This is a genomic window from Streptomyces sp. NPDC052721 (genome assembly GCF_040678315.1).
Lineage (GTDB): Bacteria > Actinomycetota > Actinomycetes > Streptomycetales > Streptomycetaceae > Streptomyces.
Genome location: NZ_JBFATL010000012.1, coordinates 154,050 through 168,710, shown reverse-complemented (window position 1 = coordinate 168,710; position 14,661 = coordinate 154,050). Strand labels below are relative to the sequence as shown.

Genomic DNA, 14,661 nt, shown 5'->3' with positions numbered 1-14,661 from the left:
CCAGCGAACCTTGGCCGCCTCACTCACCCCACCGGCCGACGCCCCCTGATGGCGGGTCACCATCCGGTGAACAGCAGGTGGTTCAGGAGAAGCGCGAGCGTTGCCTGGGCGGTGAGCCAACCGCGTGGGCGGGGGAGGAGTGCGCAGGCGGCGAGCAGCCACGTCGCGAAGGGCAGCCAGATGCGTTCCGTCTCCGCCTTGCTCATGCCGGACAGGTCGGCGGCCAGCAGAGCCAGGAGAGCCGCCGCCACCAGGAGGGCGAGCCGGGACCGCGCCGAGCGGGCCGGGCGGTGGCGGGCGAGCGTCACGGCCGTGCGCCGCAGCCCCGCCGCCGTGGCCAGGCCGGTGACCAGCACCGTGCAGGCCAGGTTGGCCCACACCCAGTAGCCGTAGGGGCGGGTGCCGCCGACGCCTTGGTAGTAGCGCGTCACCAGCAGCCGGTACCCCTCCCACCAGTCGAACCCGGCCAGCGTGAACGCCGTCGGCACGACCGCCACCCCCGCCACGAAGAGGACCGCCAGGACCCGCCGCCCCCGGACCCGGCGCCGTCCCGCCACCAGCACCGCCGCCCCGATCAGCGCGAAGAGCGTCAGGCCGTACGAGAGGTAGCAGGTCAGGCCGTACAGCAGCCCGCTGCCCGCCGCCCAGGCCACGGACCGTCCGGTGACCGCCAGGGCCAGCAGGGCCACCGACCAGGCGGCGACCGCCGCGAAGTAGCCGTCGGCCGAGGCGCCCACCCACACGGCGGCCGGGGCCAGGACGAGGAACGGCGCCGCCCGCCGGGCCAGGCGCTCGTCGGCCAGCGCCCGCACCGCCACCAGCACCGCCACGCAGGCGGTCGCTCCGACGGTGACGCACCAGGCGCCGGCCCAGCCGCCGCCGCGCAGCCCGGCCCGGTCCAGGAGGACGAAGGTGACGGTGGCCGCCGGGGGATGCCCGGCGATGTGCGCGGGCCAGGGGCCGGGGGAGCCGCTCACGATGTGGTGGGTGAAGTCGCGCAGCGTGGCCGGAAGGTCGTGGAAGCGGCCGATCACCGTCAGGTACTCGTTGCGGGTGGTGAGCCGCCCGGCCACACCCCGCTGCCAGCCGTCGACCAGCGCCAGCGACCACGTCCAGGCCAGTGCCGTGGCCCAGGCCCCGAGGAGCAGCCCCCGCCACGGCAGCCGTGCGGCGACCGCCGGCCCGTACGCCACCACGGCGACCGCCACCAGGACGGCGGCCGGGGTGCCCGGGCCCGGATGCGGGTCCCAGTCGGCGAACAGCGGCGGCCAGTGCACGAACAGGGTGCGCCGGGTGTCCTGGATGTGCCGGCCGACCAGCACGGCGACGAGGACGAGCAGGGCGGCGGCCGACGCGGCACAGAGATCGGCGCGCAGGCCGGCGTACCGGTCACGGAGGGGAGCCTGGGTCACACCGGAACGCTAGGGCGGCGAGCGGGGGAACGAGGGGACCGGCGGCCCGACGTCAGGGTTTCGTCATGGGTCGCGGCCCCGGTCAGGGGTGGTTGCGGCCTACCGTCGGAGCATGCGAGACGACGACCCGCGGCTTCCCTCCTCGCCCGGTTTCTGGCGCAGTCCGCTGCGCGGCCCCTGGTTCACCTCGGTGCTCGGCACCGTACTGCTGGCGGGCATCACGGTGCTGTTCGTGACGGGCCTGGTGTCCTACGCCGCCTACAACCCGGGCCTCGCACGGGTGAACGACCAGACGCCGGACAAGGGGATCCTGGGCTTCTACCTCTTCGCCTGGCCGACGAACCCGTACTGGCTGTACCGGCTCACCCAGGGCCTGCACGTCACCCTCGGCCTCGCCCTGATCCCGGTGCTGCTGGCCAAGCTCTGGTCGGTCGTGCCGAGGCTGTTCGCCCTGCCCCCGGCCCGCTCGCTCGCGCACGCCCTGGAGCGGATCTCCCTGCTCCTCCTCGTCGGCGGCGGGCTGTTCGAGTTCACCACCGGCGTCCTCAACGTCCAGCTCGACTACGTCTTCCCCGGCTCCTTCTACCCGCTGCACTTCTACGGCGCCTGGGTGTTCTTCGCCGCGTTCGCGGCGCACGCGGCGCTGAAACTGCCGACCGCCGTACGAAGCCTTTGCCGGCGGCGCGAAGAGCGGGGCGAGCCGGTGTCCCGTACGCCCGAGGCGGGGGAGTTGGTGTCCCCCCGCCCGCTGCCGCCGACCGTGTCCCGCCGTGGGGCGCTGTGGTTCGTCGGGGGTGCCTCGCTGCTGCTCCTGGTCACCACCGCCGGCCAGAGCGTCGGGGGCGTGCTGCGGCGCACCGCCCTCCTCGCACCGCACGGCGGAGCCGACCCCGGCAGCGGGCCCAACGGCTTCCAGATCAACAAGACGGCCGCCTACGCCGGGATCGACGCGGCGGAGACCGGAGAGGAGGCATGGCGGCTCGTCGTCACCGGCCGCACCGGAACGGTCCGCCTCAGCCGCGCCCAGCTGCTCCGACTGCCGTTGCACAGCTCGGCGTTGCCCATCGCCTGCGTCGAGGGCTGGTCGACGGAGGACCAGTGGTGGCGCGGGGTGCGGCTGCGCGACCTCGCCGCGCTCGTCGGGTACGACGGCGACCCGCCGGATCTCTTCGTGGAGTCCCTCCAGCGGCACGGAGCCTTCCGCCGCGCCGCCCTGCGCGCCAACCAGGTGGCAGACCCGCGCTCCCTGCTCGCCCTGTACGTCAACGGCGAGGACCTGTCCCCCGACCACGGCCACCCGGCGCGGATCATCGTGCCCGCGGCGCCCGGTGTGCTCAACACCAAGTGGGTCGCCCGGCTGACCTTCGGAGAGCTGTGATGCGCCCGCGCCCGACCCTCGGCAGCCCCTTCCAGATCCTGCTGCTGGCCTGCTCCTTCGCGCTCGCCGGCTATGCCGGCGTACGGCTGTTCGCGGGCGACTGGCAGGCCGTCGCGCTGTGGCTGGTGGGCGCGGCCCTGCTGCACGATCTCGTGCTGCTGCCGCTGTACGCGGTGGCGGACCGGGCGGTCGTCCGCGCTCTCGGCGCCGCCGGGCGACGGGAGCGGACGATGTACGTCCGGGTCCCGGCCGCCCTGTCCGGGCTGCTGCTGCTCGTGTGGTTCCCGCTGATCACCGGCATGGTGGACCGGCCCTACCGGTCCGCCACCGGCCTGTCGGCGGACGGCTTCCTCGCCCGCTGGCTGCTGATCAGCGCGGTGCTGTTCGCGGGCTCCGCGCTGCTGCTGGCGCTGCGGGGGCTGCGGCTGCGCAGGGCGGCGAAGCGGCGCCCGCCGGCCGTCCACTGACCGGCGGTCCGCCAGCCCGCCCGGCCCGCGTACCGCAGCAGGGCCGGGGTGCCGAGCCGCGCCCACGGGAAGGCGCCATGGCCGCCCGTCTCCACGCCGGTGCCGTCGACGACCTGCACCTCGGACCGTTCGTCGACGTCCACCGCGGCCGTCTCGGCGATCAGCAGACCGCCGGGCCGCAGCAGCCGGGCCACCCGGCCCAGCAGGGCGCACGGGTCGCCGCCGATGCCGACGTTGCCGTCCATGAGCAGCACGGTGCCCCAGCGTCCCTCGCCGGGCAGCGGCTCGAACACCGAGCGTCGCAGCGCCTGGCCGCCGAGCCGCACGGTGTGGTCGACGGCGGCCTCGCTGACGTCGATGCCGAGGACGGTACGGCCCCGGGCGGCGAGTTCCGCCACCAGCCGCCCCGGTCCGCAGCCGACGTCGAGCACGGCACCCTCGCACCGGTCCAGCACCGCCCGGTCGACCGGGTCCGCCCGCGCGCACCACCGCTCGACCTCCAGCGGCAGCAGCCAGCCGTCGGTCCGGCGCAGGAACAGCGGGCCGTGCCCGGTGCGCAGCGCGACGGCGTAGGGACCGGCCCCGGCCCAGGAGACGACCGGCGGCGAGCTCAACGCCCGGTCCCGGCTCCGGGTGCTCATCGCCCCGTCCCGGGTCCGGCGGTGTGCGCGGCGCACCGGGCCAGCCGGGCGGCGAACCGGCCGTACGGCGCCCGGGCGGCGACCGCGACCGCGTCGGCGGCCGTGTCCACGTCCCGCAGCCGGGGCAGTTCGCGCACCCGCAGCCCGGCGGCCACCAGCCGCCGCCGCTGGACGGCACCCGTCCACGGCGTCGACATGGGCACGCCCCGCAGCAGAGCCGGGTCGGGCTCGGCCAGCCCCAGCGCCCAGAAACCACCGTCCTCCGCCGGGCCGAAGCACGCGTCGTACCCCGCGAAGTCCACGGTGAGCAGCTCCGGGGTCACCTGCGGGGTGTCCATGCCGATGAGCAGGGCGGGACCTGTGCACCGCGCGAACGCGTCGGCCAGCCGCAGGTCCAGCCCGCCCGCGCACTGCGGTACGACCTCGAAGCCGGGCGGCAGCCAGGGGCCGGGGCTCCCGTCCAGCACCAGGACGCGCCGGGTGGCGGGGGTCGCCGCGACCGCGCGCAGGGTGTCGGCGAGCGAGGCCTCGGCGAGCGCCGCCGCCTCGGCGGGGCTGAACGGCGGGGTGAGCCGCGTCTTGACCCGCCCCGGCAGCGGTGCCTTGGCGATGACGAGCAGCGTGGTCACGGCGCGGTCCTCCCGCCGGCCGGCGGCTCGGCCAGGACGCGGCTCATGTCCCGCACGGCCTGCCAGGTGCCGCGCCAGGTGCCCGTGACCTTGGAGGTGCCGGTGCGCGGCAGGTACGGCACGTCGTGCTCGGCGATCCGCCAGCCCGCGTCGGCCGCGCGCACCACCATCTGGAGCGGATAGCCGCTGCGCCGGTCGCTGAGGCCGAGCGCCAGCAGCGGCTCCCGGCGGGCGGCACGCAGCGGGCCGAGGTCGTGCAGCCGCAGCCCGGTACGACGGCGCAGCAGCCGGGCGAGCGCGAAGTTGCCGGCCCGGGCGTGTGCGGGCCAGGCACCCCGGGTCCGCGCCCGCCGCCGGCCCAGGACCAGGTCGGCCCGGCCGTCGAGGACGTCCCGGACGAAGGGCACGAGGTGCCCCGGGTCGAGGGAGGCGTCGCAGTCGCAGAAGCAGACGACGTCGGCGGTGGCGGCGGTCAGCCCGGCGTGGCAGGCGGCACCGAAACCGCGCCGCGGCTCGTGCACGACGGTCGCGCCGAGGGCGCGGGCGATGTCCGCCGAGCCGTCGGTGGAGCCGTTGTCGACCACGAGGGCGCGCCAGCCCGCCGGGATCCGGGCGAGCACCCAGGGCAGGGCCTCCGCCTCGTCCAGACAGGGCAGCACCACGTCCACGCTCGCCGCCGATGAGGGGGATGAGGGGGTCACGCCGTTCACCCTACGAAGGGGAACCGGGCATATCGGGCCGGCGCTGCTTACGAAACGCGGACGTCCGGGCCGGAACCCGGCCATGGGTGCGACACCCGCTACGGCCCGGTGCCAGGCTGGAGGCATGCAGCAGCCGCACGTGCCCGCCGGGCGCCCAGCCATGGACGGGACCGCACCCGACACCGCCGCGCCGGCCCCCCGGTCCGCCCCCGGTGCCGCCCGGGTCCTGGTCGTGGACGACGACGCGACCGTCGCCGAGATCGTCGCCGGCTATCTCGGCCGCGCCGGGTACGTGGTCGACCGCGCCGCCGACGGCCCCACCGCCCTCACCCGCGCCGCCGCCCACTGGCCGGACCTGGTGGTGCTGGATCTGATGCTGCCCGGCATGGACGGCCTGGAGGTCTGCCGGCGGCTGCGCGCGCGGGCCCCCGTCCCCGTCGTCATGCTCACCGCCCGAGGTGACGAGGACGACCGCATCACGGGTCTGGAGGTCGGCGCCGACGACTATGTGACCAAGCCGTTCAGCCCCCGCGAACTGGTCCTGCGGGTGCGGTCGGTACTTCGCCGCGCGCTGCCCGGCACGGGCACCGGCCCGCTGGCCGCGGCCGGCGTCACCGTCGACCCCGCCGCCCGCCGCGCCACCAAGAACGGCACCGGACTCGCCCTCACCCTGCGCGAGTTCGACCTCCTGGCCTTCTTCATGCGGAACCCGGGGAAGGCGTACAGCCGGGAGGACCTGATGCGGGAGGTGTGGGGCTGGGACTTCGGCGACCTGTCCACCGTGACGGTCCACATCCGCCGGCTGCGCGGCAAGGTCGAGGACGACCCCGCCCGGCCGCGCCTGATCCAGACCGTGTGGGGTGTCGGCTACCGCTTCGAGCCGAGCGGCGCGGAAGCGGAGGGCTGACGTGCGCGACACCGTCCTCATCGCCCTGCTCGCCTTCGCCGGGGCCGCCGTCACGGGCCTGGCCGGGGCCGCCGCTCTCCGGCTGCTGCGGCGCCGCTCGCTCACCGTGTCCCTCGCCGTGATCGCGGCGGTCGGCGTGGGCGGCGTGCTCGCCGGCACTCTCGCGGTCGCCTGGGCGATGTTCCTGTCCGCCCACGACCTGACCGTGGTGACGACGGTCGTCGCCATGGCGGCCGTGGTGTCCCTGGCGACCGCCCTGATACTGGGCCGCTGGGTCGTCGCCCGCAGTCATGAACTCGCCATGGCGGCACGCTCGTTCGGCGAGGCCGGCGACTTCGCCGCCCCCGAGGGCCCGGCCACCGCCGAACTGGCCGAACTGAGCCGCGAGCTGGCGGCCACCAGCGCGAGACTCGCCGAATCCCGGGAACGGGAACGCCTGCTGGAGACCTCACGCCGGGAACTCGTCGCCTGGATCTCCCACGACCTGCGCACCCCGCTCGCCGGTCTGCGCGCCATGTCGGAGGCCCTGGAGGACGGCGTCGCCGACGACCCCGACCGCTATCTGAAGCAGATCCGCACCGAGGTCGAGCGCCTCAACGACATGGTCGGCGACCTCTTCGAACTCTCCCGCATCCATGCCGGCACGCTCCCGCTGAGCCCGTCCCGGATCTCGCTCTACGACCTGGTCGGCGACGCCCTCGCGGGAGCCGACCCGCTCGCCCGCGCCCACGGCGTACGGCTGGTCGGCGACCGGGTGGAGCCGGTCCCCGTCGAGGTCGACGCCAAGGAGATGAGCCGCGTCCTGGGCAACCTGCTGGTCAACGCCATCCGCCGGACGCCCGCCGACGGCACCGTCGCCGTCGCCGCCGAGCGCTCGCCCGACGGCGTGGTGCTCTCCGTGACGGACGGCTGCGGCGGCATCCCGGAGGACGACCTGCCCCGCGTGTTCGACACCGGCTGGCGCGGCACCCACGCCCGCACCCCGCCGGCCGGCGCGGGCCTGGGCCTCGCCATCGTGCGCGGAATCGTGGAGGCCCACCAGGGCCGGGCCACCGTCCACAACATCCCCGGCGGCTGCCGCTTCGAGGTCACGCTTCCCGCGGCTCCCTAGGCGCCTTCCCCCCCCCTTCTGCGTCAGCCGGACACCGAGGACGATGCCGGCTGAGCGGGGTTCCGAAGAGACCGCCGGCCCCGGTCACCCCGAGGCCGCGAACTCCCGCATGCCCTCCTGGAAGCCGACCTCCGGCTTCCAGCCCAGCTCCGCCCGCAGCCGTGAGGAGTCGGCGGTGATGTGCCGTACGTCGCCCAGCCGGTACTCCCCGGTGACGACCGGCGCGGGACCGCCGTGGGCGTCGGCCAGCGCGCGGGCCATCTCCCCTACGGTGTGCGGCTCGCCGCTGCCGGTGTTGTACGTGGTCAGCGCGCCCGGCGCGGACCCCGCCTCCAGCGCCACGACGTTGGCCGCGGCCACGTCCCGGACATGCACGAAGTCCCGGCGCTGCCGCCCGTCCTCGAAGACGCGGGGCGCCTCACCCCGGGCGAGTGCGGAACGGAAGAAGGAGGCGACGCCGGCGTAGGGGGTGTCGCGGGGCATCCGGGGCCCGTACACGTTGTGGTAGCGCAGCGACACGGCGGATCCGCCGGTCGACCGGGCCCAGGCGGCGGCCAGATGCTCCTGCGCCAGCTTGGTCGTGGCGTACACATTGCGCGGATCGGCCGGCGCGTCCTCGCCGACCAGCCCGGGGGTCAGCTCCGCGCCGCACAGCGGGCACCTCGGCTCGAACCGCCCCGCGTCCAGATCGGTGACGGCCCGCGGCCCCGGCCGTACGACCCCGTCGCGCGGGCACACGTACCGGCCCTCGCCGTACACGACCATCGACCCGGCCAGCACGAGATGCCGTACCCCGGCGTCCGCCATGGCGGTGAGGAGTACGGCGGTGCCCAGGTCGTTGCGGGAGACGTACTCCGCCGCGTCCGCGAACCCCGCCCCCAGCCCGACCATCGCGGCCTGATGGCAGACGGCGTCCACGCCGGCCACGGCCCGCGCGACCGCCAGGGGATCGCGTACGTCGGCGGCCGGGGCCGTACGCACGTCGAACACGACCGCCTCGTGCCCGCGCGCCGTCAGCGCCTCGGCCACATGAGACCCGATGAACCCGGCGCCGCCGGTGACCAGTACCCGCATGCCCCCCACGCTAGGCCCGCCGCCGTACCGGGCCGGGAGGCCGCGCCCGCACGTCACGACTCCGTAAGACGGGCGCGCAGCAGGGGGGAGGCGGTTCAGCGGCGCAGGACGGTCTCACGCTCCATGCGCGACAGCTTCTCGGGGTTGCGGACGGCGTAGAGGCCGGTGATACGGCCGTCGCTCAAGTGCGCCGCGATCACCGTGTCGATCCTGCCGTCGATCCGGAAGACCAGCGCCGGGTAGCCGTTGACCTGGGCCGGCTCCAGCGACGCGGCGGGGCCGAACCTGTTGAGCCCGGCAGCCAGCGGAGCCACCCGCTCCGCACCCACGACCGGCACCGGTGTGGCCTGGGCGACTCCGCCGCCGTCGCCGAGGAAGACGACGTCGGGCGCCAGGATGTCGAGCAGGCCTTGCAGGTCGCCCGTTTCGACCGCCCGCCGGAACGCCTCCAGCGCGGTGCGGGTCTCGGCCGCGGAGACGGCTCCGCGGGGCCGGCGCGCGGCGACGTGCGCGCGTGCCCGGCGGGTGATCTGGCGGACGGCGGCCTGGCTCTTGCCGACGGCCTCGGCGATCTCGTCGTACTCCACGCCGAACACCTCGCGGAGCACGAACACGGCCCGTTCGGTCGGTGTGAGCGTCTCCAGCACCAGCAGCATCGCCATCGAGACGCTGTCGGCCAGCTCGACGTCCTCGGCCACGTCGGGGGCGGTCAGCAGCGGCTCGGGCAGCCAAGGGCCGACGTAGGACTCCCTGCGCCGGGCCAGCGTACGCAGCCGGCCCAGCGCCTGGCGGGTGGTGATCCGGACCAGGTACGCCCGCTGGTTCCGCACCGTCGCCGGGTCGACGTCCGCCCAGCGCAGCCACGTCTCCTGCAGGACGTCCTCGGCGTCGGCGGCCGAACCCAGCATCTCGTAGGCGACGGTGAACAGCAGATTGCGGTGGGCGAGGAAAGCCTCGGTCGGGGAGCCCAGACGGCTCCCGCCCGCGAGGTGCCCGGCTCCGCCCGTCTCCCGTTCACCCATGTCCGGCCCCCGCTTCTTCGCGCTCGACTCTGCCACTCCCACGAGATGCCGGTCTCCGTCGCCGTGTGACAGTCTCGGTCCGTGGCGTGCGTCACACCCCGTCAGAATCTGTCGCGGTGGGGCGCGTTCGTTCACGCCGTCGATCGCTCGACCGCCGGTTCAGCCCGTCGGCGCCGCGCACCCGCCGGGATGGGCCGCGTCCACCCGGGGCGCACGCCGGCCGGCAGCGCGGCGGCGGTCGAGGTCGTCCACCGCGCATACTGGGGCGGTCCGTCCTTCCGCCAGCGCTTCGAACAGGAAGTGGCCGCGGCCCGGCGCGTCCAGGGCCTGCACACCGTGCCGGTGGTCGACGCGGACCTGCGGGCCGACCAGCCCTGGCCGGCCACGGCCTACGTCCCCGGGTCCTCCCTCCAGGGGAGCGGGCCGCAGCCGGTCGACGCGGCCCTGGCGCTGATCGCCAGGGTGGCCGAAGCCCCGCAGTCCGTCCACGCCGCCGATGTGGTCCACATCGCCCGGGCCGCGGACGTCACGGCCGTGACCGCCACCCCAGCGCGTCCGCCAGGAACCCGCGTCACCCCCGCTGTGCCGCGATCATCGCCTTGTACCAGTGGTAGCTGTCCTTCGGTGTGCGTCGCTGGGTGTCGTAGTCGACCCGGACGATCCCGAAGCGCTTGTCGTAGCCGAAGGCCCACTCGAAGTTGTCCAGCAGCGACCAGACGTAGTAGCCGCGGACGTCGACGCCGGCGTCGATCGCGGCGCGCAGCGCGGTGAGGTGGTCGCGCAGGTAGGCCACCCGGTCGGTGTCGTGCACCGCGCCGTCGGCGGAGAGCGTGTCGTCCTCCGCGGAGCCGTTCTCCGTGATGTGGACCGGCGGCAGCGCGTCCCCGTACCGCTGCTTGAGCTGGACCAGCAGATCGGTGAAGGAGCCGGGGACCACGGGCCAGTCCATCGCCGTGTGCCGTACGCCCGGCAGCCTGACCTCCGCGTAGCGGTTGTCCGTGGCCACCCGCCGTGCCGGGTCGGCCTCGCGGTGGGGGGCGTCGGCGACCACGATGGGCCGGTAGTAGTTGATGCCGAGGAAGTCCAGCGGCTGGGAGATCAGTTCCAGGTCGCCGTCCCGCCGGAAGTCCGCACCGGCGATCAGCTCGCCCCAGGTCTCCTCCTCGGTGGCCGGATAGCGTCCCGCGAGGATCGGCTCGGTCCACACCAGGTTGTGCTGGGTGTCGGCGCGGACCACGGCCGCGAGGTCGGCGGGGGAGTCGCCGGCCGGCAGATTGCGGTCGAGGTTGAGGGTGATGCCCACCTCGCGCACCCCGGCCGCCCGCAGTGCCTCGACCGCCAGGCCGTGGCCGACCAGCAGGTGGTGCGCGGCGGCCAGCGCGCCCCGGCCCTCCTGCGCGCCGGGCGCGTGCCGGCCCACGGAGTAGCCGAGGAAGGCGCTGCACCACGGCTCGTTGAGGGTGATCCAGCGCGGCACCCGGTCGCCCAGGTGCTCGGCCACGACGGCCGTGTACGCGGCGAACCGCTCCGCCGTCTCCCGCACCCGCCAGCCGCCCCGGTCTTCGAGCGCCTGCGGCAGGTCCCAGTGGTAGAGGGTGGCGGCCGGCTCGATGCCCGCCGCCAGCAGTTCGTCGACGAGCCGGGAGTAGAAGTCCAGCCCTTTCGGGTTCACCGGGCCGGAGCCGTCGGGCACGATCCGCGGCCAGGCGATCGAGAAGCGGTACGAGTCCACGCCCAGGTCGCGCAGCAGCGCCACGTCCTGCGGGTAGCGGTGGTAGTGGTCGCAGGCCACGTCTCCGGTGTCGCCGTTCGCCGTCCGGCCCGGCGTGTGGCTGTAGGTGTCCCAGATCGACGGCCCGCGGCCGTCCTCCCGGGCCGCGCCCTCGATCTGGTACGAGGCCGTCGCGGCACCGAAGACGAAGCCGGGCGGGAAACCGGGGAAGCCGGTGGCGTCGGGGAAGTCAGTCATGGAGGCCGTTTCCAGGTGTGCGGTGGGGCGGGTCACTTGACGGAACCGCCGGTGATGCCGGCGGCGATGTACTTCTGGGCGAGCACGAGCAGGATCGCCGCGGGCACCGCGGACAGCACGGACGCGGCCATCACCGAGCCCCAGTCGCCGACGTGCGCGCCGATGTACTGGTAGATACCCAGGGTGACCGGCTTGACGTCGTCGGTGGTGTTCAGCGTGAGGGCGAACATGAAGTCGCTCCACGAGAAGAGGAAGGCGAACAGACCCGATGTGATCAGCGAGTTGCGGCTCATCGGCAGCACCACCCGCAGGAACGTCCGCACCGGCCCGGCACCGTCCATCTGCGCCGCCTCGATCACCTCACCCGGGATCGACACCATGAAGGACCGCATCAGCACGATCGAGAAGGGGATGCCGAGCGAGGCGTCGGCCAGCATCAGGCCGAAGTAGGAGTTGACGAGGCCGAGATCGACGTACGAGTTGTAGAGCGCGTTGGCGATGACGATACCCGGCACCATCTGGGTGATCAGCGTGCCGAACACGATCGTCCGCGAGCCGCGCAGGCCGAACCGGGCCAGCCCGTAGGCCGCCGGGGCGGAGACCGCCAGGCAGATGACGACCGCGCCGAGCGAGACGGCCAGCGAGGTCAGCAGGTGACCCCCCTGGTCGTCCAGGGCCTTGGAGAAGCCGGACAGGTCCAGGCTGGAGGGGACCGGGTCGACCTGGAGCAGACCCGAGGCGGGCTGGAGCGCGGTGTTGAGCATCCAGTACAGCGGGAAGAGCATCACGCACAGGATGAGCACACCGGCGATGGTGGAACCCCAGCGGCGCCCGGATGTCGTGGGCGTGCGAGCGGCCATGGACGTCACTTCCCCTCGGTGCGGTTGGCCCGCAGGTAGAACACCGCGAACACCGCGGAGACAAGGATGAGTACGTTGCCGACGACCGCGCCCGCGCCGAAGTCCAGCCGTACGAACGAGTTCTGGTAGGTCAGCGTGCCCAGGGTCTGGGTGGCGTCGGCCGGCCCGCCGTCGGTGAGCGCGAGGATCAGGTCGAGGATCTTCACCGTCGACATGAAGCCGAGCACGAGGACGACGGTGATCACCGGCTTCAGCTGCGGCAGGGTGATGGAGCGGAAGGTCCGCCAGGCCGAGGCGCCGTCCAGGGAGGCCGCCTCGTACAGCTCCTTGGGGATCTCCTGGAGACCGCCGTAGAGGATGACCATGTTGAACGGGATGCCGATCCAGATGTTGACCAGGATCACCGACAGCAGGGCCATGCCGGGACTGGTCAGCCACGGGGTGTGGCCGCCGAGGCCGAGCGTGTCGAGGAACGAGTTCAGGACGCCCGTGTCCTGGTCGAGGACGCGGCGCCACACGATGCCGGACACCACCATGGGCACCAGCCAGGGCAGCAGGATCAACGACCGCAGGACGCCGTTCAGCGGGAAGCGGCGGCTGAAGAACACCGCGAGCGCCAGCCCGATGCAGAACTGTCCGAGCAGCGACCCGGCGGTGAAGACCAGGGTGTGCCAGAGCGCCTTGCCGAACAGCGGGTCCTGGAACACGTTCGACCAGTTGTCGGCGCCGTTGAAGGGCGCCTCACCGGTGAAGAACGTCTTCGGTGTGAAGTGCTGGAAGCTCATCACGACGTTGCGGACGAGCGGATAGCCGAAGAACAGCAGCATGAAGACGACCGCGGGGGCGACGAACCCCCACTGGGCCAGTCTGCGGCGGCGGCGCAGCCGGGCCGGGTCCGGCGCGGCGGCCGTCCTGGACGCCTTCTGGGGCGCCTGAGCGGTGACGATGGACGTGGTCATGGTGGCTTACCTCAGTTCCCGCTCGTGGCCCGCTGCTGGGCGCGCTTCAGAGCGGCCTCGCTGGACTGGCCGGTCAGGGCGGACTGGAAGGCGCTCTGCAGGGCGAGCGACACGCTCGGCCAGCCGGCGCCGAGCTTGGCGGTGCGGGACCGGGCGGCGGCCACCTGGTCGGCGAGCGCGTCCAGCTCGGGCACCCGCATGCGCCAGACGGCGGCGGCCTTGGCGTTGGCCGGGACCATCCAGCTGTTGAGCGCGTAGGTCAGCTGTTCCTTCTGGCTCGCCAGACAGGCGACGATCTCGCCCGCCCGCTTCTCCCGCGCCCTGTCACCGGTGTTGGGCACGGTGAGCACGGCACCGCCGAGCGGGCCGACGGAGGGCGCGCCCGGCCGGGGGACCGGGATCCGCGCGATGCCCCAGTGCAGCGACTTCTTGGTGTTGAGCGTCTCCACCTGCCAGGGGCCGTTGATCATCATCGCCGCGTTGCCGGCCATGAACTGGTCGTTGACGTCCGCCTGCGTCCAGCTGACCGTCGACTTCGACACCGAGCCGTCCGCCAGCAGGGCCTTCCAGTAGTCGAGCGCGCCGACGACCTGCGGGCTGTCCAGCTCGGTCTCGTCACCGCCGTTGGACCACATGAACGGCGTGAACTGGAAGACGCCGTCCTCCGCGCCGCCCGCGCTGAGCGCCAGCCCGTACCGCTTGCCCCCGGTGAGCTTCTTCGCGGCCTGGCGCAGCTCGGCCCAGGTGGTGGGGACCTTCACGCCGGCCTGGCCGAGGATGTCCTTGTTGTAGAACAGCGCCAGGGTGTTCACCGACCGGGCCGCACCGTAGTACGTCCCCTTGTACGAGCCGAAGTTCACGATGCCCTGGGGGATGTCCCGGGTGCTCAGGCCGAGCGTCTTGAGGTCGACCAGGCCGCCCGCCTCGGCGAACGTCGGCATCTCCGAGGCGTCGAACTGGACGATGTCGGGCAGCGACTTCGAGGACGCCATGCGCAGCGCCTTCGTCATCACCTGCGCGGCCGGGACGCTCTGCTGCTCGATGGTGACCCCGAGCTGCTTGCCGCAGCGGGCCATCGCCTCGGCGTCCCAGCGGTGGTAGGTCTCGTCGGTCGAGGAGTTCATCACGCTGTAGACGTCGCTGCCGCGCTGCTGACCGCATCCGGTCAGGGCCGCCCCGGCGACCAGGACCGACACGGCGGTGAGCGGTGCCACGGCCCTGCGGGAGCGTCCCCGGCGCCAGGCGGCCGGAGACCTCTCGGGAATGCGATTGAAGCGCTTCGACATGCTGCGGCCCTTGCTGTCGTCTGCCCGGCTTCGTCGCCGGGGCTTTTGTTTGGCGTGATGACTAATACGTCAATCCGGGGGTGTCACGCTAGACCCGAGTCCGTGTCGGTCCGGCCACGCAGCGAAGTGGCACTCCGTAACTCGATAGGAAAAGCGCAGGTCAAAGCGCTGATAGTCGGGTGAAGCAGGCTCGGCGACGATTTCTTCTGTGTACGATCAACTCGCCGGGCGACAGCCTCCGCCGT

General features: G+C 73.6%; 13 protein-coding genes and 1 pseudogene. 4 read left to right on the top strand and 10 right to left on the bottom strand.

All coding sequences use genetic code 11. The annotated features are described in order from the left end of the window. Positions 1-56 precede the first annotated feature (56 nt). Entirely contained in the window at positions 57-1,412 is a 1,356-nt protein-coding gene (locus AB0L21_RS14925; protein ID WP_365784311.1) for a hypothetical protein, read from the bottom strand. Positions 1,413-1,524: 112 nt separating this feature from the next. On the opposite strand from AB0L21_RS14925, the gene AB0L21_RS14920 reads away from it, so the two are divergent. After that, positions 1,525-2,790 (top strand): molybdopterin-dependent oxidoreductase, encoded by a 1,266-nt coding sequence (locus tag AB0L21_RS14920; protein ID WP_365707245.1) that lies wholly within the window; start codon positions 1,525-1,527, stop codon positions 2,788-2,790. 313 nt (positions 2,791-3,103) lie between these two features. Here AB0L21_RS14920 and AB0L21_RS14915 read toward each other — a convergent pair whose 3' ends face one another. From AB0L21_RS14915 to AB0L21_RS14905, 3 genes are read right to left on the bottom strand one after another with little or no spacing between them, the layout of a single operon-like run. Continuing rightward, positions 3,104-3,898: a methyltransferase domain-containing protein gene (locus AB0L21_RS14915; RefSeq protein ID WP_365784309.1), complete on the bottom strand. Its 795-nt coding sequence runs from the start codon at positions 3,896-3,898 to the stop codon at positions 3,104-3,106. Then, positions 3,895-4,527: a DUF2064 domain-containing protein gene (locus AB0L21_RS14910; RefSeq protein ID WP_365707241.1), complete on the bottom strand. Its 633-nt coding sequence runs from the start codon at positions 4,525-4,527 to the stop codon at positions 3,895-3,897. The genes AB0L21_RS14915 and AB0L21_RS14910 overlap by 4 nt, the downstream gene beginning before the upstream one ends. After that, positions 4,524-5,195, bottom strand: coding sequence for a glycosyltransferase family 2 protein (locus AB0L21_RS14905; RefSeq protein ID WP_365707333.1), 672 nt, complete (start codon positions 5,193-5,195; stop codon positions 4,524-4,526). Before AB0L21_RS14905 ends, AB0L21_RS14910 begins: the two co-directional genes overlap by 4 nt. A 193-nt stretch (positions 5,196-5,388) precedes the next feature. Between AB0L21_RS14905 and AB0L21_RS14900 the strand changes: the two genes are divergently transcribed. Beyond that, the gene (locus AB0L21_RS14900) at positions 5,389-6,135 is read left to right on the top strand and encodes a response regulator transcription factor (protein ID WP_365784345.1); all 747 of its coding nucleotides are present in this window, start codon (positions 5,389-5,391) and stop codon (positions 6,133-6,135) included. A 1-nt stretch (position 6,136) separates the two neighbouring features. Continuing rightward, positions 6,137-7,246 (top strand): HAMP domain-containing sensor histidine kinase, encoded by a 1,110-nt coding sequence (locus tag AB0L21_RS14895; RefSeq protein ID WP_365784307.1) that lies wholly within the window; start codon positions 6,137-6,139, stop codon positions 7,244-7,246. An 84-nt stretch (positions 7,247-7,330) separates the two neighbouring features. Here AB0L21_RS14895 and AB0L21_RS14890 read toward each other — a convergent pair whose 3' ends face one another. Both AB0L21_RS14890 and AB0L21_RS14885 read right to left on the bottom strand, forming a co-directional pair. Further along, positions 7,331-8,320, bottom strand: coding sequence for an NAD-dependent epimerase/dehydratase family protein (locus AB0L21_RS14890; protein ID WP_365784305.1), 990 nt, complete (start codon positions 8,318-8,320; stop codon positions 7,331-7,333). A 95-nt stretch (positions 8,321-8,415) separates the two neighbouring features. Beyond that, positions 8,416-9,342: an RNA polymerase sigma-70 factor gene (locus AB0L21_RS14885; protein ID WP_365784303.1), complete on the bottom strand. Its 927-nt coding sequence runs from the start codon at positions 9,340-9,342 to the stop codon at positions 8,416-8,418. 189 nt (positions 9,343-9,531) lie between these two features. Between AB0L21_RS14885 and AB0L21_RS14880 the strand changes: the two are divergent. Then, positions 9,532-9,849, top strand: a pseudogene (locus AB0L21_RS14880) (protein kinase); the annotation flags it as partial. Between the two features lie 64 nt (positions 9,850-9,913). Here AB0L21_RS14880 and AB0L21_RS14875 read toward each other — a convergent pair. Genes AB0L21_RS14875 through AB0L21_RS14860 form a run of 4 tightly spaced genes read right to left on the bottom strand, consistent with a single transcriptional unit; the run spans position 9,914 to position 14,416 of the window. Next, on the bottom strand, positions 9,914-11,311 hold the full coding sequence (locus AB0L21_RS14875; RefSeq protein ID WP_365784301.1) for a GH1 family beta-glucosidase: 1,398 nt from the start codon (positions 11,309-11,311) through the stop codon (positions 9,914-9,916). A 32-nt stretch (positions 11,312-11,343) separates the two neighbouring features. Then, positions 11,344-12,171: a carbohydrate ABC transporter permease gene (locus tag AB0L21_RS14870; protein ID WP_365707231.1), complete on the bottom strand. Its 828-nt coding sequence runs from the start codon at positions 12,169-12,171 to the stop codon at positions 11,344-11,346. A gap of 5 nt (positions 12,172-12,176) precedes the next feature. After that, on the bottom strand, positions 12,177-13,130 hold the full coding sequence (locus tag AB0L21_RS14865; protein WP_365784299.1) for a sugar ABC transporter permease: 954 nt from the start codon (positions 13,128-13,130) through the stop codon (positions 12,177-12,179). An 11-nt stretch (positions 13,131-13,141) separates the two neighbouring features. Further along, positions 13,142-14,416: a sugar ABC transporter substrate-binding protein gene (locus AB0L21_RS14860; protein WP_365784297.1), complete on the bottom strand. Its 1,275-nt coding sequence runs from the start codon at positions 14,414-14,416 to the stop codon at positions 13,142-13,144. Between the last annotated feature and the right edge of the window lie 245 nt (positions 14,417-14,661).

Excerpts from the sequence above, each read along its gene's own strand:
- AB0L21_RS14920 (WP_365707245.1), top strand. The coding sequence starts at position 1,525 with ATGCGAGACGACGACCCGCGGCTTCCCTCCTCGCCCGGTTTCTGGCGC.
- AB0L21_RS14915 (WP_365784309.1), bottom strand. The coding sequence starts at position 3,898 with ATGAGCACCCGGAGCCGGGACCGGGCGTTGAGCTCGCCGCCGGTCGTC.
- AB0L21_RS14900 (WP_365784345.1), top strand. The coding sequence starts at position 5,389 with ATGGACGGGACCGCACCCGACACCGCCGCGCCGGCCCCCCGGTCCGCC.
- AB0L21_RS14890 (WP_365784305.1), bottom strand. The coding sequence starts at position 8,320 with ATGCGGGTACTGGTCACCGGCGGCGCCGGGTTCATCGGGTCTCATGTG.
- AB0L21_RS14885 (WP_365784303.1), bottom strand. The coding sequence starts at position 9,342 with ATGGGTGAACGGGAGACGGGCGGAGCCGGGCACCTCGCGGGCGGGAGC.
- AB0L21_RS14875 (WP_365784301.1), bottom strand. The coding sequence starts at position 11,311 with ATGACTGACTTCCCCGACGCCACCGGCTTCCCCGGTTTCCCGCCCGGC.
- AB0L21_RS14870 (WP_365707231.1), bottom strand. The coding sequence starts at position 12,171 with ATGGCCGCTCGCACGCCCACGACATCCGGGCGCCGCTGGGGTTCCACC.
- AB0L21_RS14865 (WP_365784299.1), bottom strand. The coding sequence starts at position 13,130 with ATGACCACGTCCATCGTCACCGCTCAGGCGCCCCAGAAGGCGTCCAGG.
- AB0L21_RS14860 (WP_365784297.1), bottom strand. The coding sequence starts at position 14,416 with ATGTCGAAGCGCTTCAATCGCATTCCCGAGAGGTCTCCGGCCGCCTGG.